Raw genomic sequence first — 20,160 nt, 5'->3', positions numbered from 1 at the left:
GCATGAAAATGACCGCGTTATTTGACAAAAAAAATGGTATGCACCTGTTTACACTGTTTATTGTATTAGGTGCTATTGCCTTTATGGCTACCAGTTATGTTTTTGTGCGTAATCAAGCGAGCGAAACTGCGAGAATTATTGATGATGAAAACTTAAAGGGTAAGTTTTCTGCCATTGAGCAGTATGTCAGCGAGTTTATTGAATCACACGAAAGAAACGTCTATAAAATTTCGACCTCACCGTTTGTTGTCAGTGCAGTATTGGAAGGTGTTGATGATCCGCAAGTGGTTAAAGACAAAATTTCGCTAGTAAAACCCCACGAGTTAGAGAGTTATATTAATTTATATGACTTTGCAGGTGATGAACTATATCTTGAATTAGAACTCAGCCAACCGCTGGCCCAGTTTATCGTCGACAGTGTGAAAGACGGATCAATGTTGATTAATAAAACATATATCTTCTTTAGTGCTGACACCAAAAACTACCTGTTAATCACCGAACCTGTTATTTACAATGACTTAGCAGAAGGCGTGATAGCATATATTATGCTTTTGGATGAATCTAATTTAATTGAAAGGCTTATTGCAGATAAAAATCATTGGTTTGGCATTAGTCAAAATCAATTTAACTGGTCGATGACCGCTCCCGAGAATTGGCACACAGAAGCGAAATACATTGCAAGCTTTGACATTAACCTTTTGTATGCATCATCTCCAGAGTTTCTGCAACGAACTGAATCTGACTTTTTAACCAGTTTATTTTTGCGGATGCTATTTGCCACCTGTTTTACTATTTTAGTGCTCTATATATTGGGGCGTAAAATATTGGTATCGCCTTTTCAAACTCTTGCCCGCTCAGAACAATTGCTTGAACAGCAAACTGCCGAACTAATTAGCAAAGAAGCCGAGTCCACTCGTCTTGCGCGTGTGGCTAAATACATGAGAGATGGCGTGGTTTTTACCGATGCCGATGTCAATATCACTTGGGTTAATGGCGCTTTTGAGAAAATGTGCGGCTTTGATATCAGTCAAATTATCGGCAGGAAGCCCTTTGAGTTGCTACAAGGGCCAGATACTGATATCGCTGCGGCAAAAAAAATGAATCAGTTAATTATCAAAAGGGAGTTTGGTAGCAGCGAAATAGTAACCTACTCTAAATCGAAAAAAGCTTATTGGTTTGAGGTGCAAATAGGCCCTTTATATGATGATGCCAATCAGCTTGAAGGGTTTATGGCGGTGGCGCGTGATATTACCGAGCGCAAAAAACTGGAACAAACGCTTAAAGATAGTGTACAAAAAGCCGATGCTGCCAATGTTGCTAAATCACAGTTTTTGGCGTCTATGAGTCACGAGTTACGTACTCCTATGAATGGTGTATTAGGCATGACGGAACTGATTAAAGACTCGTCATTGACCGATGAGCAACAAGAGATGGTTGATACGTTACTCAGTTCAGGCAAGCATATGTTGTCGGTACTCAATGACATATTGGACTTTTCAAAAATTGAAGCGGGCAAACTAAATCTTAATGTCAGCAGTTTTTCTGTTAAAGACATCGAAGTCGATATCGCGCATATGTATCAGGCTTTATGTGACGAAAAAGGACTGACTTTTAGTTTAAGCTCCAGTGAAAATGCTCAATATGTTTGTGTTGCAGATAAAACCCGTATTCAACAAATTTTGCAAAATCTACTTAACAACGCTTGGAAATTTACCCAGCAAGGCAATATCACGGCATCGATTAAAGTTATCGACCATTCAACTGAGCCAAAATTAGAACTAGACGTAGCAGATACCGGCATTGGGATCAGCCAAGATAAGCAAAGCCATATATTTCTACCATTTTCACAAGCCGAAAGAGATACCACCCGTCGCTTTGGCGGCACAGGCCTAGGTTTAGCCATTGTTTCTGAACTGGTAAGTGCAATGAAAGGCACCATTGAGCTCAATAGTGTTATTGGCGTAGGCAGTCAGTTTCGGGTGACGATACCTATCAAGCTGGGCGAACATCGCCAAGATACTAAAGCGAGAATTGGTTCGGTATTTGATGGTTCAGGCTTAAAAGTGTTGATCGTTGAAGATAATAAAATCAATGTAACTGTGATGAGTATGCTACTTAAAAAGCGGAACTTCAGTTGCGATGTTGCCGAAAATGGCCAGTTGGGAGTGGAGATGGCGCAAACTAAGGCATTTGATTTAATTATGATGGACAACCATATGCCTGTTATGGATGGCATTGATGCAGCCAAAGCGATTACCGCGCTGGAACTTGCTAGAAAGCCAATTATTATCGGCTGTACCGCTGATGCATTCGAGCACACCCGAGTTAATATGATGGAAGCTGGTTGTATTGAGGTAATAACCAAGCCGATTAACAGCGCTAAGTTAGATGAAGTCTTGCTTGCAGTTTATGCACGGGACTAAGGCAATAGTTAAGTGCTTTCCCCATGTGTAATGATGACTTTGTGACCCATTTAGCGCCGTCATATTGTTGACCTTTCATATGCAAATATCGCTCTGTTTTTTTACCGTCCCTCCTTTTTTAGTTGTGCCATTTTTACATATCTCGAAGTTGTTTAGTTGTTGGTCACACATCTTAACTCTTGCGCGAACGTGATAACAATCACGTTTCTTTATTGCTGCGTAAATGTTTTGAAATGTGTTTTATTTTCTTATGCTGTTGATTGTTATTGGTATTTTGTTTTTCGTAATGTTGTTGAAATGTTTAGTTCATATTGCCGTAGTCTGGCTGTCATATTCAATCGTTAGATTCATCTCCCAAGTAATTCATACCTTTAATCCGTACTCGGAGATAACAATGTACCTGAACAATATTTTTAAACTGGGCGCACTATCGGCTGCACTAGCATTAGCGGGTTGTGGTGGTGATATTAATATTAATACTGGTAGCGAAGAGGTGGTTACAGTTCCAAGTACGCCAACTCAAAGCGCTCAAGAGTTAGCATACAGTGGTTTTGCAACCCAAAATACCAGCTTGTCTGTTGATGGTAAAGAGGTATGGACACTAAGCGGAACATTGGTGCCTTCTACCGAGTCAGCGACATTGGGCTCTGGTGATACGGGCGGCCAAGACGCGAACAAAATTGTGCTGGGTAACGATGTGGTTTGGGAGTTAGACGGCGCGGTGATTGCTGGTGGCGACAAAGAAAACAGCATTGAACTTGAGGTACGCGCAGGCACAAAAATTATTGGTGGTAGCGACTCTTACTTAGTTGTAAGCCGTGACTCGACTATCAACGCTGAAGGTTCTGAAACGCAACCGATTGTATTTACCTCTAAAGAAAGTGCTCTTGGCCAAGAAGGGCAAGCAGGGCAATGGGGCGGTTTGGTGTTATTAGGTAATGCACCTGTAAACAGCTGCCCAGATTTAACGGCATGTGATGCTGCTTTTGAAGTGGGTAACCATAATTACGGCGGCGATGACACCGAAGATAGCTCAGGTACTTTGAAATACATCCGTGTTGAATTTGGTGGCTTTAAGATTAATGACACTCAAGAGATGAACGGGGTGTCTTTTGCCGCAGTAGGTAGTGGCACTGTAGTTGACCATTTACAAGTGCATTTAAATAACGACGACGGTGTTGAATTTTGGGGCGGTAATGTCTCTATTTCAAATGTGGTATTAACCGAAAACTTCGATGACTCATTGGACTGGACCAATGGTTGGCAAGGCAGTGCACAGCATGTCTACATTCGCCAAGCGGATAACGGCTCTAACCGAGGCATTGAAGCTGACAGTAATAGTGATGCCAATGCTGAGCCGCAATCACTACCGGTATTAGCAAACGTCACCATCGACGTAGCCAATGGTGCCAACAGTGGTGGCGATGCTGCCGAAGGTATTTTGTTCCGCAAAGGCACTGGCGCTCACACATATAACATGCTCGTCAAAGGCGACGTGGACTCAGGTGAGTGTTTAGAGATCAACGATGACAATACCGTGCTCAGTGCCGAAGGCGCTCAATTGACCATGAACAACAGTTTAATTGACTGTGTTGAGCCCTTTAAAAACGCCAAAGCCGATGAGGCAGAAGGGCGTAGCTTATCGCTAGATGTTGAAGCTTGGTTCTTAGCACAAGAGGGGAACCTAACAGGCGCTGCAGACTTAACCGATTACATGCCTAATAGCGCATCGGTTGCACTGACTGCTGGCGCAGAAAACCTCAGTAATGTGGATGCTCGACTTGAAGATGCGCCATACATTGGGGCTTTTGATGGCGAAAATGATTGGACTACAGGTTGGACAACAGGCATTCATGATTCCGATTCTACAGAGCCTCAAGCCCTGCCGGTACTAACCTCATGCCCAGTTGGTACAACTGCCGAGACAGTCGTAGCAGGTATTTATAAAGACACTAATGTGAATTTAGTATGTACGTTAGAGGGCAATGTCACCTCAAATGTGACCTTACTAGCCGGCCAAAATGTGATGTACAAGATAGATGGCGGCGCTGTAGTAGTGGGCGGCGACAATAGCGATTCGGCCACCTTAGGTATTCAAGCTGGCGCAACATTGTTTGCCACTGACAACAGTTATATTGCTGTTAGTCGCGGCTCAAAAATTATGGCTCAAGGCAGCGCAGACTACCCAATTGAAATGACCTCAGAGCAAGATGTGTTGATGGGAGCAGAGGGTGCCCGCGGACAATGGGGCGGCTTAGTGTTGCTTGGTAATGGCCTTACCAATAAGTGTACTGATGCAAATGAGTGTGATGTCGCATTTGAGGTTGGTGATTTCCCTTACGGCGGTAATGACAACAGCGACAGCAGCGGACAAGTTAGCTATGTGGTTGTTAAGTACGCTGGTTTTAAAGTCAACGACACCCAAGAGATGAACGGAATATCATTTGCGGCTGTCGGTAGCGGCACACAAGTAGACCATATCCAAGTTCATGCTAACGGCGACGATGGCGTTGAGTTTTGGGGTGGGGCTGTAAACCTTAAGTATGTTTACCTTACCCACAACTTTGACGACAGCTTAGATTGGACTAATGGCTGGCAAGGTAAAGCCCAGTTTGTGCACATTACGCATGAAGATGGCAGTGCCAACCGAGGTATAGAAGGCGATAGTCACAAAGGTACCGGCGACACTCCGATGTCTAAGCCGACTATATCTAATATCACCATTGAGCCAGGTGCCGACATTGAAAACGCTAGCGGCGACAAAGGTGAAGGAATCTTGCTGCGGGTTGCAACAGCAGCATCACTAAACAACCTCTTAGTACAAGGGCGTAAAGGGGCTGAAGCGACAACCGAGTCTGGTGAGTGTTTAGAGCTTGACGGTACCTATGCTGAGTTAGTGGACAACGTTAATAGCAACGAGTTGACCATCTCTCACGCAGTTATCGACTGTAACGAACCATTTAAATACAGCTCTGATAATACGGCAACCACTGACGCAATTGACGTTGAAACTTGGTTTACTGCACAGTCTGGTAATAGTACAGCAGCCGTTACGATAACTGATGGGATCCCAGCTGTAACAGAAACTCAGCTAATCGGTGCGGGTAAAGACATGAGCAGCGAAGACAGCTTCTTTGAATCTACCGATTACATTGGCGCATTTGATGGGCAAACGGACTGGCGTGAAGGTTGGACGTACTCACCAAAGTAAACGTTTGATGAACTGCAGTAACGCAATGTCGTTGCGTTACTGCAAATTTATTTACCCAGGTCTTTTAAGCCGTATATGTAAACGGCTTTGAATTAATCGCATTCAGGATAGCCAGTATGAAAACCAAGCCGAGTTTTACCTTAACTAAGCTCAGCCTTGCCGTCGCCTCGGTGGTGTCTGCAGCCACTATATTTTCAGCTTTACCTAGTTACGCTCAAGAAAATGACTTTGATAAAGGCGAAGACTTCCCAATTGAACGAATTGAAGTTACAGGCCGCTTACGTACCTCGGCATCAGCCGCAACCGAAGAGCGCCGCGAGCAAATTGCAGTTTCAGATATTATGGGCGCAGAACAAATAGGTCGCACTGGTGACAGTAATGCTGCATCAGCATTGCGCCGCATAACCGGTTTAACCTTAAAAGATGGTAAGTTTATTTATGTGCGTGGTTTAGGTGAGCGCTACTCAAGCACCTCACTCAATGGCGCGGTTGTACCGTCACCCGACCCAACTCGAAACGTGGTGCCGCTGGATATGTTTCCGGCCTCAGTGATTGAGTCGCTGTCGGTGCAAAAGGGCGCAACAGCGAAAATGCCGGCCGCATTTGGTGGTGGTCACGTTGATATTCGTACTAAATCTATTCCAAGTGATCTATTTTTCAAGGTCTCACTCGGTGGGCGAGTCAATAGCAACGACAGCCAAGACAGTTACTCTTACGGTGGTAGCGACAGTGACTGGTTAGGCCAAGATGACGGTAGCCGAGCAATGCCAAGCAATATTAACCAAACCTATGATCAATATGGTGGCATAAGCCCGGTTGATATTGTGACAGGATCGAATGGTGATATTGATTTTCAAACCGCACAACAAATGAACCGTGCACTGGCCTTGGGCATGAACCGTGATATGACGGTGAATACTAAAAGTACCCAACCAGGGTTTAACGGCAATGTGGCAGTGGGCAACAATTGGGATATAGGCGATGAATCAATTTTTGGTTTTCTCGCGGCAGCGTCATACAAGCAGCAAGATGAAAACTACCAAAAACTAGAAGTTGAACTGGACGGCGATGAGCAACAAGCGCAAGTCGAAAACCAAAAAAATGTGCAAGGAACCGACGCTATCGTACAGGCGTCAGGTATGCTCAACCTCGGCTTTGAGCTCAATGAAGACCACAAAATTGAAACCTTTAGCACTTATTTGAGTGATACCTCAGACGATGTTTCGGTCGCGATTGAAGAGACTATCGATACCTTAGGTGAGCCTAATGCACTGCAGGTATATGGTATTGACCATGAAGAGCGCAGTTTAATTAGTCACCAAATTAAAGGGCAGCACTTTTTTACCGCACTGTGGGATGCAGAGCTCAATTGGCTGTACTCAGACGCGCGTTCTGAGCGCTATGCGCCTAGTAATGTTTCATACACCTACAACGTTATTTTAGATGACGCTGACAGCATTACTTCGCGAAACCTTAACACACAAGATGCACCGAAATATGTTTATAGCAAACTCAATGACGATACCACCAATTACGGTTGGGACATTGCATTACCTTTTGAGTTTGACGCCAATGTCGTTACAGTAAAAGCAGGCTATCAGTACTTTGAACGTACGCGTGAAAGCTACGCTACGCGGTTAAGTTTTGCGGTAGATCTTAACCCTACAGACGCCAATGGCGACACGTTATCGCAGGATTTCGACCAAATTTTTAGTGACGATAACATTAATAATGACACCCTAGGCTTTGAGCTCAAAGATGCATCAACTGACACCGAAGACTATATTGCTGCAGAGAAAATTGACGCTGGCTTTGTGAGCATTGATGTTGATTTTGACGATGTTTGGCGTTTATACGCTGGGCTGCGTTATGAAGATTTTCGCCGAGTCACCTTACCTATCGACCCCGAAGGTGAGATCTCAGATGAAGGCGGCCGTTACGAGTTAACCGATTACGTGATTGCCGAAGACGGCTGGTTCCCATCAATGTCGCTGACATGGAAAGATACCGACACCACACAATGGCGTATGGGGCTAAGTAAAACGATTGTGCGACCTGATCTGCGTGAAGTGGCACCTGTTCGTTTTCAAGATCCGGTTACCGGTTTTGACTTTTTCGGTAATCCAGAACTTGAAAGCTCCGAGATCTATAACCTCGATATTCGCTGGGAATGGTACGGTGACACAGGCAATAACCTCAGTGTTGGTGGCTTTTACAAAAATATCGATGCACCAATAGAGCCGATTCAGCGTATATCTGAAGCGGGACGTCAATTGAAGTTCTATAACGCAGACTCTGGTTATATATACGGTATTGAAACCGAGTTTTTGCAGGCACTAGACTTTATCGGTGGCAGTAACAGCGTGTGGCAACACTTTTTTGTTGCTGGCAACGTGACCTTAAGTGATTCAGAAATATCCATCACATCGAACGGTGAAATTGACCCGACGAATACATCTCGACGTATGACGGGGCACTCGGCTTGGGTTACAAACTTGCAACTGAGCTTTGACTCGCCTGGCGAAGAGCACAGCGCTACGCTGGTTTATAACGTGGTCGGCGATCGCATCGCTTACGGTGGTCGCGGCGGATTGGACGATGTTTATGAACAGCCATTCCAAAGCCTTGACTTTAGTTACAGTTACTTTCCGGTTGAGGGGTTAGCATTTAAGGCCAAAGCCAAGAATATACTCGGCTCTAAAACCGAATATGAACAGCAGGGTATTAAAGTTTATGCCAATGACCCTGGCACTGAATACTCCCTAAGCGTTAGCTACCAGTATTAAGGGGCTAACGAAGCACGGAGAACCTAGCAATACGGCAACACGCGTGTCGCACTGGCGCTGAAATTTCACGTCAGGTAAGGCTTCAAACGATTCTAATCCTTTCTTGTTTGAAGCTATAAAGGCCACTTTTTCTGGACAAAAAAGTGGCCTTTTTTACATGCTAAATTAATCGAGTTTAAAGCTGAAATTGTGGCCGGTAAGCTTCGGGTAATTCAAACACTTTGTTTTGTTGAGTTACAGGGCAAACAAAGTTTAAATAACAAGATGTTAGCTGTAAGTTCGGGGTTGTTTCACTGCCATTGCCGTGCAGTCGGTCGCCTACAACTGGATGGCCAACACTGGCCATATGCACTCGGATTTGGTGTTTACGCCCAGACTCAATTTTTACCTGCACCTTTGACTGGTTAAGTGCCGCATTATATTGCAGTAAATGTGCATGTGACAGCGCCGCTTTGCCGTCAACATCAGTGTTGATAGTCAGTTTTGATGGCGAAAACTGCCCCTCAACAATCACTTGGTAATACTTATCCAGCGCACGCGTTTCAAACAGCTTAGCAATTGCGGCAGTGACTTTTTTACTGTGACCGATCACGATGAGGCCGGTTGCTGCTAGATCGAGACGATGAACAATATAGGCACTTCGAGCCGGTGTTAAATGGGTTTCGGCAAAGCGGTTAATAGTTGTGTGGTCACTCCATTTAGAACCTTGGCAGCGCATACCAAATGGCTTGTACCAAATACTGTACTGGCCTTCATCAAATAACAACTCCGCTTCAGCGACCTGTTCATTTAATACGGCAGTGTTGTAATAAAGGTGCAGTTCATCGCCAGGACTAAGCGCTTTTTTTCCGCGTCTTAAGCGGTTAGTTTGCTTACCGTGCGTTAACCACACAGCGCCTTTTTGCATCGCCTGCTTGATGGCCTGCTTAGTTAATCCAGTTTGCTGAGATAACAGACTTACTGCGTCAGTATCCGCGCTGGTCACCTTGATGTGACATTCGTTTTTTTGCAGGGGCATTTTGCTTACACAATTTTCTCTGAACAGTTCGTTATTTTACACCATCAATAGCACAAGGGGCGAGCCCTATCTGATAAGTTAACTATGCGTCAAAAGCTAAAACTGACTGCGCGTGAACGCTTTAATTAGGCTAAGCTTAACCATAATAGTAGCTGTTAATTAATGTTGTATAGGTTGATGTTTTTCGCATTATTTATACTTGTTTGGTAACGGTTTAAAGTCGCATTTGCTGGAGTGGCGTATGGATACACAGTTAAAGTTTAGGGTGCAGCATTGGCTTAATAATGATCCGGACCCAATGATGCGAGCACAGCTACAAACCTTAATTGATAGCGACGATGAAGTAGAACTAAAAGCGCGTTTTTCTGGGCGTTTAGCCTTTGGCACAGCGGGGCTTAGGGGGGTAGTAGGCGCTGGACCACAAAGAATGAACCGCTTAGTGGTGCAGCAAACATCAGCTGGTTTAGGGGCATATTTACTGTCGCAAATGAGTGATGTGAGTACTCGAGGCGTGGTGATAGGTTACGATGGGCGCCATGATTCTCAACAATTTGCTGAAGATGCCGCCACAGTATTATGCGGGCTTGGAATTAAGGTTTACTTAACGGCAAAGCTCATCGCAACTCCTTTAGTGGCATACGGTGTGTTACAGCTTGGCGCCGCAGCAGGCATTATGGTCACCGCTAGCCATAACCCGCCACAATATAACGGCTATAAGGTGTATTGGGGCAATGGTGCACAAATTATTCCACCCCATGATACCGCTATTGCAGCCTGTATTGAAAAAGCTGCAAATGAAAAGTTAGTGGTCATGCCGCTAAGATCTGCCATTCAATGTGGACGGTTACAGTGGCTAACCGGTGAGTTTTATCAAGCTTATCGTGACGGCGTGAACCAGTCGCCACTATTGCAAAATCAAACCCAGCCTCGTGCGGTAAGTTTGGCCTATACGGCTATGCATGGTGTTGGAAATGAGATGGCGTTAGCTTTATTACACGATGCGGGCTTTACAAATGTGTACAGTGTTGCAGCGCAAGCAAAGCCAGACGGTGATTTTCCAACAATCCTTTTTCCAAACCCAGAAGAAAAGGGCGCAATGGATGCGGTTATTGCTGAAGCTAAACAACATAATGCCATGCTAGCCTGTGCGAATGATCCTGATGCCGACCGTTTTGCGGTAGCTGTACGTAACAAAGCCGGAGAGTACCCAATGCTTACCGGCGATCAAGTTGGCGCGCTATTTGGTTACTACTTACTTTGCCACGCCCCCGATAATAAGCGACTCACGTGCACCACAATTGTGTCGTCGAGTTTACTGAGCAAAATAGCTGCCAGCTTAGATGGTCATTGTCACATAACCTTGACTGGGTTTAAGTGGTTAACCAATGTGGGAATGAGTGAGCAAACCGATGACAATCAGTTTTTGTTTGCCTATGAAGAAGCTCTTGGCTACACCCTTGGATCGATGGTATGGGACAAAGACGGCCTATCTGCGCTAGTGGGGTTTGCGCAATTGACCGCAGAGCTGGTCAATCAGGGCTTAACGATATGGAACATGCTCGAATCAATTTATCGAGAGCATGGTTATCACCTTAACCAACAAGTGAATATTGCGCTAAAACCTAATACTAAAAACATGGGTAATGCCTTGCGTAATCACCCACCAATAACCATCGCTGGACAGCAGGTTATATCAATCGATGACCTTAAGCTTAACAAGCGTATGTTTGCCGATGGCTCTGAAGAGAAAGTTCATTTACCGACCAGCGACGTGTTGGTCTACTGGCTTGAAAATAATGCAAGAGTCATTGTTAGACCATCAGGCACGGAGCCCAAAATAAAGTGTTATTACGAGGTGGTGGTGCCGATGGTGACTAACGACACGCTAGCCTTGGTTGAAGGGCGCGCACAACAACAGATGGATCAGTTGATTAAGGCGCACCAAGCGTCACTGCCAAGATAAGGGAAAATCACCGTATTTAGTGGCATGACTGGGTGAATAACCTTTCTAAAAATTAATTGTGGTTTGCTAAGCCAGCTCTGAGTATTAAGAACTGGCTGTCGAAGCTTGTGTCTTTTATTACCGATCAACTAAATTTATAAAGCTTAAAGCTATAATAAATCAATTAAGTGATTGTCGTTTCAGTGTTGACTCTTGAATGTCTTGGCAAATATGTTTGTCTTTCAGACGTTCACTTGGTATTGATTTAAGCCAGCCTCTGAGCGTATTGATAACCACTCGATTACAATCATTACTGATGACACTTGCTCTTTCAAATGCTGTTGTATCTCCATCATCATAGCGAAAGTTATGTTGAACACGGTTACTGTGATCAGATTCAATACTACTGATTTGTATTGCTCCTAAGGCTAATGTTTGTGAAAGCAAGCTGCGCATAGTATTAACAAGTTGCTCTCCATTATTGGATAACCAATATTCCTGTGGCAGAGCAGCATCAATTTTTGCAGATAAAACCTCAATTTGGTTTTGATATAACACAGCCCGCTTTTTAGTTGACTTATGCTGCTCACTTTTTGGGTAAACCAAAAATTGTGTTCTCAATGTAAGGGTATCTTGTTTTTGGTTCATTAAAAAAATCGGGGTGATGTCGAGAATAATATCACTTTCAGACTGGCTATCTTCATAGCGAGCAAGACTAAAACCTCTTGCTAGAACGATGTTTTCAAGTTGAGAGGCAAGTGCTTGGTTAGCGACATCTTTTAAGTAAGGTCGGTAAGGGAGCACCGCAACGTCGGCGGCGGCTTGCGCACTATTTTTAGCTTCATTTTTTTTCGACTCAACAATGATGGCGTGTGCTATGACGCCTGCGAAAAAATCACCTGGGGTAGCAGCAGGATAAAGCATATTAAACTGGTCTGCTTCGTTTAAGCTCGGAGCAGCTTTTCCGATTAAGATGACTGAGCTATCAGGGATTTTTACATAAAGCTGTGTTTTCTCTTTTAAAATTGCTCGGTTATCAACGTGCTTTATATATCCCTTGGGCTGATGAGTTACACATGCAGTTAAAGCGATTACGAGTATTGAGGTAATAAAATATTTAAGCATAAGGCTACTTTATAAAATAGGGAGGCAAGCCTCCCTGAATAATTAAAATCTAATATTCGATTTTATGGCTTCTTTACCAGTCGCAATGACTTCATAAAGTGAGTTGGTCAGCCCAGGGAATGTTGGTGGTTCATCCCACTCTAGATCTGAAGCTTTACGGTTATTAAAAGGTTTGTATAACACATACTTGTTGGTTGCTAAATCAACGATATATACAATGCCAGAGAAGGACGCAACAGGGTCCATTGTCGGAACATAAGAAGAATAGCTTCGATAAGCTCCAACTTCTGAGACTTGAATAACCATTAAATAATTAATGTCATTATCTTTATATGGAGTGAAATCCCTTTTTGCAGCATTAATTTCTTTAGACTTAAATTTCTTTAAATCACTGATTTTAATATTTCCGTCAAGCGCGACAGCTTTAACTCCCTTGTCAGACAAAATTTGCGTGACCTCTTGCTTCAAATTTTTAATATCATCAATTGGAATGGTTTTTAAATGTTTATCTAAAGAAGAATTAGCAGCAGCGGCAACCGCATAGCATAGCAAGCAATCGGCACCAGTAATGGTGGTTTCGGGTTGCGGAATATTAGAAGTAATAATACCAATTTTACTTTCTTCATTGAGCAAGGTATTGGCATTGAGTGGCACAACACCCTGTATTCTTCCAGCGCAGCCAGTAAGCAGTATTGCTGTAAATAAAATAGCAATGCTATAAAGTTTAGATTTCATATCAGTCCTTTGGGTATGATTTGTCAGGCGCTATTGTAGATAGTGAAAATGCGAAATGTAAAGTAATTGTTGCGAAGTTGGCGTGGTTTGTGTTTTTTTACAGGGTGATATTATTCTGCATATGATGCAAATAGTAGCGACGTGACTTTTAACCTTAAATAGTTGTAATGATTTATCGTGAGGATACTTACCCAAGCAGCATATAGCTGTTGTATTTCTTAATTGGTGATGGTTAGTAAAAAGCAAATAGTTATGTGCATTTTATACGAAAACGCCAACCGAGTTCGATTGGCGTGGTCATTGAATTGTCTATTATCGCTTAGCTTACAAGTTCTGCTTAATAGTGTGCTGCTAACGCCATTAACTTAGGTAAAAATTGGGTTTCTTGGGCAGCGATACACGCTTGCTCTGCTAATACCTGCTGTAAAATCTCATGCGTGGTTAACGGGTTAGCTAACACTACTCGAAATACGATCGCTTTAATGTCCATCAGTTGACGGCTTTCAGGGCTGATCCGAGTTCGTGACACAAAAGAGGTCCCTTGCTCACGCTGGCGCTTTTGCACAAATTTGGTTAAGCCATCGAGCAAGCCATTAAATTCGGTTAGTTTTTGCAGGTCTTTTGTTGCGCGCGCTTTGGCCATAGCAGCTTGAACCACTTGCGGAACATACCGATACGTTAATAGACATAATTCGGGCTTTGATACCAACTCAAAGTCTGTTTGTTGCTTTATTAGCTCGGCAAAGTAGTGGGCTTTATCTATGCTGTTGTTGATGAGGATCTCATACCCATCTCGACCAATAACCTGCAGACAGGCATGGACGAGCATTGCCATCCCAGGACGAGAGCCCTCAAGGGTTTGGCTGCCTAAATCTTTTGAGCCTTTGCGGAGAATATACTCTGCATGATGTTTAATGGCGTTAGCAAAGGTGGGATCTTTAAAAATAACCATGCCTGCACCCATGGGTACATACATTTGTTTGTGTGCATCAATGGTGACAGAATCGGCCCGCTCAATACCGGCTAATAAGTGGCGGTATTTTTTAGATAACAGGGTTGTACCACCCCAAGCTGCATCAACATGGAAATGGCAATCAAGCGTTGCTGCTAGATCGGCTAGTTCATTGAGCGGGTCAACGTTGCCTGTTTCTGTAGTGCCTGCCACGCCAACAATAGCCATTACTTTAATGTTGTCTGCGGCCAGTTGCACTGCAATACGCTGCATTTGTGCCACATCAACCTTGTTGTCGTCGGAAGTTGGAACCTGAATGATATTCTCGCGACCAATGCCGAGCAAATCGGCCGTTTTACCTAATGAATAGTGGCCGCGTTTGGAGACTAAAATCGCTAAATCGTCATAGCCATAGTGGCGTAAGCCTTTCATCAACCCCTGCGCTGCTACGCCGCGATATTGACCATCGGCTTTTAATAATTGGTTGCGTGCAGTCCACAAAGCGGTGATATTGGCCACGGTTCCACCGGAGCAAAATGCCCCTAATGAGACATTCGCACTGTGCATCCAATTTTGATAAAAGCTGTCATCTTCAGCATAAATAAGGTGATGCATCATGCCTAATACTTGGCGCTCTAGCGGCGTAAAGGCTTTTGATGTTTCAATTTTGACTAAATTTTGATTCAGTCCCACCATCATTTTTGACAATGGCAACACAAAATAGGGCAAGGCTGAGGTCATGTGACCAATAAAACTTGGCGATGAGGTGTGTACCGAGTGCGCAACCAATGTTTTCATCATGTCGTCGGCATAATCAGACACAAATTGTGGCGAAGCCGGTATTTGATGATGTTGAAAATCGCGCTCTATTTCAGTTAATGGTTTTTCAACAGCGACAACGCTTTCTTGTAAAAAGCCCATTAGATTCTGTGAAATATTTTGTTCAATGACACTGAGTGTTGAGTCTGGGGCTTCTGGAACCGTGAAAATTCGCAGTAGCGCCTCTTCCGAAGCTTTGGCTTGTCTAGGTGTCATCGGCAAACAATCTCTTTTCATCACACAGTTTTGTGCACAGGATCTTTATTTTATTAAGGGGCTAACTTTACTTTAAGCTTTATAGCGCATCAAGTAGAAAATATTTTGGCCTTATAAGTAGGCAATTAGAGGGAGTTTTAAGCTTGTTTGAGCCAAAAAAGGCGCTGAGCGCCTTTTTATTGCGAATAAGCCACAGATAAAGAGTGGCTTTATGCTGAGATTATCGTTTTGATGGGGCTAGATTGTAGAGTGCTGCGATGTTGCTACTGGTGCAATACAGATTATGTTTGGCGTTAAGTAGCACTTCAGCTAACGGCAGTGCTCGTGGCGTGATAGAAAACAGTGCCGAAAAACCATGCTCCAATAAAATATTGGCTCCGTCGCTGACGCTGCCGGCAATGGCAATAACCGGGACATCAAATTTACCAGCGACTGCGGCGACCCCCATTGGGGTTTTACCGTGTAGAGTTTGGCTATCGAGGCGACCCTCACCGGTGATGACTAAATCTGCACCTTGTATGTGGGCTGCTAAGTCTACGGCATCTATCACGATATCGATGCCAGGTTTAAGTTTTGCATTTACAAATGCCATGAGGCCGAGCCCCATGCCACCAGCAGCGCCCACCCCAGCCTCGTTGCGGTAGTCATTAATGCCACTTTGGCTAATGACATCAGCATAATGGCTCAGGGCGCAATCGAGCTGCTCTACCATCTGTTTGGTTGCGCCTTTTTGCGGACCAAACACGGCCGAAGCACCACTGTCGCCACAAAGAGGGTTATCAACGTCGCACGCTACTTCAAACTGACACTCGGCTAATAGTGGGTGTAGCTGAGTTAGGTCAATGTACTCTAGCTGACTCAACGCCGCGCCGCCGAGCCCTATGGGTGATGCTGTTTTGTCGAGCAATTGGGCACCAAGTGCTTGCGCCATTCCCGCGCCACCGTCATTGGTTGCGCTGCCACCTAAGCCAATAATAATGTGTTTTATGCCACGATTAAGGGCATCAACAATGAGCTCTCCGGTACCGTAGCTGGTGGTCAGTAGCGGATTACGCTGCGCTGGCGGAGCAAGGTGCAGACCCGAGGCCGCAGCCATTTCAATGACTGCGGTTTTCTCATGGCGATGGTATTGCTCACCTAGAATGCCGTAAAACGCGTTAACTTGCTCACCGAGCGGCCCTGTCACTTTTGTCCAAACAATATGACCATTGGTGGCATCAACCATTGACTGTACAGTGCCTTCTCCACCATCTGCAACCGGGAGTTTTAGATATTGGGCATGGGGTAATACGGTGCGAAACCCACGCTCAATTTGATCCGCCACTTCCATTGCGGTGAGGCTTTCTTTAAATGAATCGGGGGCAATCACAATTTTCATGCAGTTTTCCTATATTCAACACCGGGTTGCAACCGGGCTAGCTTTAAGGGTTTTGTAGCGCAAAGTAACGAGTCATAAACGGTATAACTATAGATACTAACTTGTAGTTATCTCCATATTTATACAAAAAAATAGCGAGCAACATACTCGCTATTTAACTGTTAAAGTAAGCACAAACTCAGTAGGTACACTACCGTCATGGCTGTTAGGCCTTGAATGAGTGTGGCCATTGTTTGTGCTTTATAGGCTTGTTTTACACTCATGCGGCTAAACTGAGTGACGACCCAAAAGAAGCTGTCGTTGGCGTGAGATACGGTCATTGCACCTGCGCCAATCGCCATTACCGTTAAGACTCGCCCCATATCGCTGGCAAGGCCTATATCACCTAACATTGGGGCGACAAGTGCCGAGGTGGCAACTAGTGCTACGGTTGAAGAGCCCTGTGCAGATTTTAGTGCTGCTGCAACAATAAACGGCATAAAGATCCCCACGCCCAATGCAGACAGAGAGCTGCCTAAAAAGCTGCCGATCTCAGTGGCTTTTAACACGGCACCAAACGCACCACCTGCACCGGTGATCAGTAAAATGGGTGCTGCAACCACTAGGCCTTGACTGATGCGCTCGCTAAACTCTTTGACCTTGTCATTGCTTTTAAGTAGTGGCAACGACAGCAATAAACCAATCATCAACGCATTAACGGGCTGCCCAAAAAATGCGCACACGTCGTATACGCTGCCTTCGCCAAATGGGTTCGATGGGAAGTTGGCAATAGATCCAAAACAGATCAGTAAAATTGGAATAAAAATAGGCGCGAATGCACGTGTTGGGCTTGGAAGCTCGCCGTAGGCTTGCTTTAGTTGTTCATAATTTTCGGTCTGGTTTGACAGCTCATCGGCACCTTCACCATCAGGTTGCACATTGGCAAATCTGTTTGCCCACAGCGTGCCCGCTAGCGCGGCAATGGCTGCCACAAACACGCCGACAAAGATCACTAAACCCAAGTTTGACTCTAGCCCTAAGTTACCCGCAGCGGCTATTGGCCCTGGAGTGGGAGGCACAAAAGTATGTGTGGCGTAAAGGCCTGTAGCGAGCGCGACACTCATCGATACACTTGACACCTTCATGCGGTTAGCCATCGACTGTTTTAAAGAGTTTAAAATGACAAAGCCAGAATCACAAAATACAGGGATTGAAACTATGTAGCCGATAATCGACATTGTCAGAGTAGGGAAGCGCTTGCCTAGCAGTTTTATCACCACATCAGCCATGGTAATGGCAGCGCCACTTTTTTCTAAAATGGTGCCGATAATCGTACCCAGTACAATCACCAAGCCGATGTAACCTAATATGCCACCAAAACCGGTTGTGATCGTTTTGGCTATGGTTGCGCTCGGTAGGCCATAAGCAAACGCGGCAATAAATGACGCAAGAATAAGTGTTAAAAAGGGGTGTAGTCTAAACTTTGAAGTGGCGATGACGATAAAGGCTATCACCATCAATAAGATCAATACTAGGCTCATAACTTTTCCCTGTAGGGGTATTTTAATTTATTTTGTAGGGGTCAATGCCTTAAGTGATTAATAACCGTTAGCTTCGGTGCTGCGAGGTGATTAAATTAAGGCTATTTATTATGCGGGTGATACTAGAGGAATACTTTGTGTAAGTGCACAGATGTGTGGGCTATTTACAGTGTGCCAATTGTGCGTTTGTATAAAAAGAGGCTGGTTAAACTAATGCTTAACAATCATCAGTTTCGACACTTATTTCGTAGCCATTTTCTGTGGTGATGTTTTGATACATAATATGGCATTTAAATGAGACCTTTTTATCGGCCAAATCTTCTGCGAAAAATAGATAGATTTGATTGTTGCGGCTCGACTTATCGACAAAAAATGCGGCAGCATCATTGTTTATTTTGATATCGGTCAGTGACACTGAATCAATATCAAGCCAGGCTTGTATCTGGGTATTTAATTGCCTAAATGTATCACTGCCATCAACAGACGGGTAGCCGTTATATAACGGAATGGTTACCCCTGCATGGACGATACTTCCGACTGCTGAATCTTGTCCCTCAACGGCCGCTTTACTGTGTACTAGCGCTAAGCCGTTGTGCATAGCGCCAGCTATTTCTTCTAAAATGGCTATTTTGGCGTTGTCTCTAAAATCTAAAAATTTTGGCGCCGCACCGAGTGAAAGTAACACTAAGACAAGTATAACGACCACGAGCTCAATAAATGTGAAACCAGCTTTACGTCTAACGGATACCATTGATTCATTCCATGTTGATGCGGTGTGACGGCTTAACCTAGCCAATTGGTATCTTAATCGTTAATCGGTTGGCCGTTGTTGACGTGTGCCGTATTTTTAGACATCTGATGTAAAATCAGGATTTTAACAAGACCTGCCCAAGGTAGAGCGGTAATAAGCCGTCTAATTGTTGTAAATTACAGCCGGTTATTTTCTCAATTTTTTCGAGTCGATAGCGCAACGTATTGCGGTGAATAAAGAGGCTATTGGCACATGATTGCTGATCGTTGAAATGCTGCAGGTAGCAGGTTAAGGTTTTAGTTAGTTGTCCATTTTTGTCTGCTTCAAGCAGTGCTTGGTATGGGCTGGCTAATTCTCGGCCGCGCCAGTTTCCTTTTAAAGATGACATAAGCACTAATAATGAAAAATCTTCATATAAATACTTACTTTGTTCGGGGCGCATTTGAGTGCCAATTGATAAGGTTTGTAATGCGGTTTGGTATGAGCGGTTTATCGCCTCAGGTTTATTGAAATAATGGCCGAGTGAAATTTTTAAGCGTTGGCGCATTTCAAGCGGTAAGCGGGCAATAAGTTGGTCGATTCGGTCACTTTCAAGTGTGGGATCCCAAGTTTTACCATCTAGAAAGGCCGGTTTTAGAATGACCAGTTCAGTCATTGATGTCATCGCGACTAAGTTACCGCGTGATGGGTTTTCAAGTAGGTGTAAAATTTGTTTGAGTATTGAATTAGCCGAGGTTTGCTGAGCGTCAGCTTGTACTTGAATAATGGCTGCAACTCTTGGGGTGTCAAGGTCGATATTGAGCTGAGAAGCTAAATGACGTTGATGAGTACTAAAGGGTCCTTCTGACTTTATCAGCTCAATAATAAACTCTTCTTTTTGACGATATTGCCATTGCGCTAGCTCAATGGAGTTGGCTTGTTCGACAATGATCTCTGCCGTCATTTTTAGTAGTTCACCGTAATGGCCTAGCTCTGCGGGCTCGCCGGTGATGCCAATCACACCAATGATATCGCCTTTGTAATGCAATGGCAGGTTTATGCCTGCTTTAGTACCTTGCAGTGTACTTTCGCTGGCGCGGCTAATTTCAACCGTTCGCTGCTGGCTAATGGCAAGCAATGCTCCTTCATGCACTTCACCGATCCGGTGGGGCTCGCCTGAACCTAATATAACGCCGTGCTTGTTCATGACATTAATATTGTGACCAATGATTTTCATGGTGCGATTAACGATTTGTTTAGCGAGTGACGCGTTTAAAAAGTACATCGGGTTCCTTGCCAGCGTAA

12 protein-coding genes are annotated in these 20,160 nt (G+C 44.3%); 4 read left to right on the top strand and 8 right to left on the bottom strand.

Features of this window, described 5'->3' with window-relative positions:
* Positions 1-8 precede the first annotated feature (8 nt).
* The 3 genes from RGE70_RS12360 to RGE70_RS12350 all read left to right on the top strand — a co-directional run bounded on the left by RGE70_RS12360 (position 9) and on the right by RGE70_RS12350 (position 8,420).
* Positions 9-2,423 (top strand): hybrid sensor histidine kinase/response regulator, encoded by a 2,415-nt coding sequence (locus RGE70_RS12360; protein WP_310471751.1) that lies wholly within the window; start codon positions 9-11, stop codon positions 2,421-2,423.
* Positions 2,424-2,817: 394 nt separating this feature from the next.
* Positions 2,818-5,634 carry a beta-helix domain-containing protein gene (locus RGE70_RS12355; protein ID WP_310471750.1) on the top strand — a complete coding sequence of 939 codons (2,817 nt, stop codon included), beginning with the start codon at positions 2,818-2,820 and terminating at the stop codon, positions 5,632-5,634.
* Between the two features lie 116 nt (positions 5,635-5,750).
* Entirely contained in the window at positions 5,751-8,420 is a 2,670-nt protein-coding gene (locus tag RGE70_RS12350) for a TonB-dependent receptor domain-containing protein (protein WP_310471749.1), read from the top strand.
* Positions 8,421-8,595: 175 nt separating this feature from the next.
* Here the strand turns inward: RGE70_RS12350 and RGE70_RS12345 are convergent, their stop codons facing one another.
* Positions 8,596-9,438, bottom strand: coding sequence for a pseudouridine synthase family protein (locus RGE70_RS12345; RefSeq protein WP_310471748.1), 843 nt, complete (start codon positions 9,436-9,438; stop codon positions 8,596-8,598).
* Positions 9,439-9,679: 241 nt separating this feature from the next.
* On the opposite strand from RGE70_RS12345, the gene RGE70_RS12340 reads away from it, so the two are divergent.
* A complete protein-coding gene (locus tag RGE70_RS12340; protein WP_310471747.1) occupies positions 9,680-11,401 on the top strand; it encodes a phospho-sugar mutase in 1,722 nt (573 codons plus the stop codon).
* Positions 11,402-11,560: 159 nt separating this feature from the next.
* Here RGE70_RS12340 and RGE70_RS12335 read toward each other — a convergent pair whose 3' ends face one another.
* The 7 genes from RGE70_RS12335 to RGE70_RS12305 form a co-directional block, all read right to left on the bottom strand.
* A complete protein-coding gene (locus tag RGE70_RS12335) occupies positions 11,561-12,505 on the bottom strand; it encodes a hypothetical protein (RefSeq protein ID WP_310471746.1) in 945 nt (314 codons plus the stop codon).
* Positions 12,506-12,547: 42 nt separating this feature from the next.
* Positions 12,548-13,240, bottom strand: a complete 693-nt coding sequence (locus RGE70_RS12330) for a hypothetical protein (RefSeq protein WP_310471745.1) — start codon at positions 13,238-13,240, stop codon at positions 12,548-12,550.
* Positions 13,241-13,577: 337 nt separating this feature from the next.
* Entirely contained in the window at positions 13,578-15,227 is a 1,650-nt protein-coding gene (gene panP, locus RGE70_RS12325; RefSeq protein ID WP_310471744.1) for a pyridoxal-dependent aspartate 1-decarboxylase PanP, read from the bottom strand.
* Positions 15,228-15,447: 220 nt separating this feature from the next.
* Positions 15,448-16,605, bottom strand: a complete 1,158-nt coding sequence (locus tag RGE70_RS12320) for a glycerate kinase (protein ID WP_310471743.1) — start codon at positions 16,603-16,605, stop codon at positions 15,448-15,450.
* A 161-nt stretch (positions 16,606-16,766) separates the two neighbouring features.
* Positions 16,767-18,125 carry a GntP family permease gene (locus tag RGE70_RS12315; protein ID WP_310471742.1) on the bottom strand — a complete coding sequence of 453 codons (1,359 nt, stop codon included), beginning with the start codon at positions 18,123-18,125 and terminating at the stop codon, positions 16,767-16,769.
* Positions 18,126-18,342: 217 nt separating this feature from the next.
* Positions 18,343-18,876 carry a prepilin-type N-terminal cleavage/methylation domain-containing protein gene (locus RGE70_RS12310; RefSeq protein ID WP_310471741.1) on the bottom strand — a complete coding sequence of 178 codons (534 nt, stop codon included), beginning with the start codon at positions 18,874-18,876 and terminating at the stop codon, positions 18,343-18,345.
* 115 nt (positions 18,877-18,991) lie between these two features.
* Complete coding sequence (locus tag RGE70_RS12305) at positions 18,992-20,140, bottom strand: sugar diacid recognition domain-containing protein (RefSeq protein WP_310471740.1); 1,149 nt, start codon at positions 20,138-20,140, stop codon at positions 18,992-18,994.
* Positions 20,141-20,160: the final 20 nt, after the last annotated feature.

Source organism: Shewanella youngdeokensis (assembly GCF_033180165.1).
In the GTDB taxonomy this organism is placed as follows: domain Bacteria; phylum Pseudomonadota; class Gammaproteobacteria; order Enterobacterales; family Shewanellaceae; genus Shewanella; species Shewanella youngdeokensis.
This window is presented reverse-complemented; position numbering and strand designations above follow the sequence as displayed.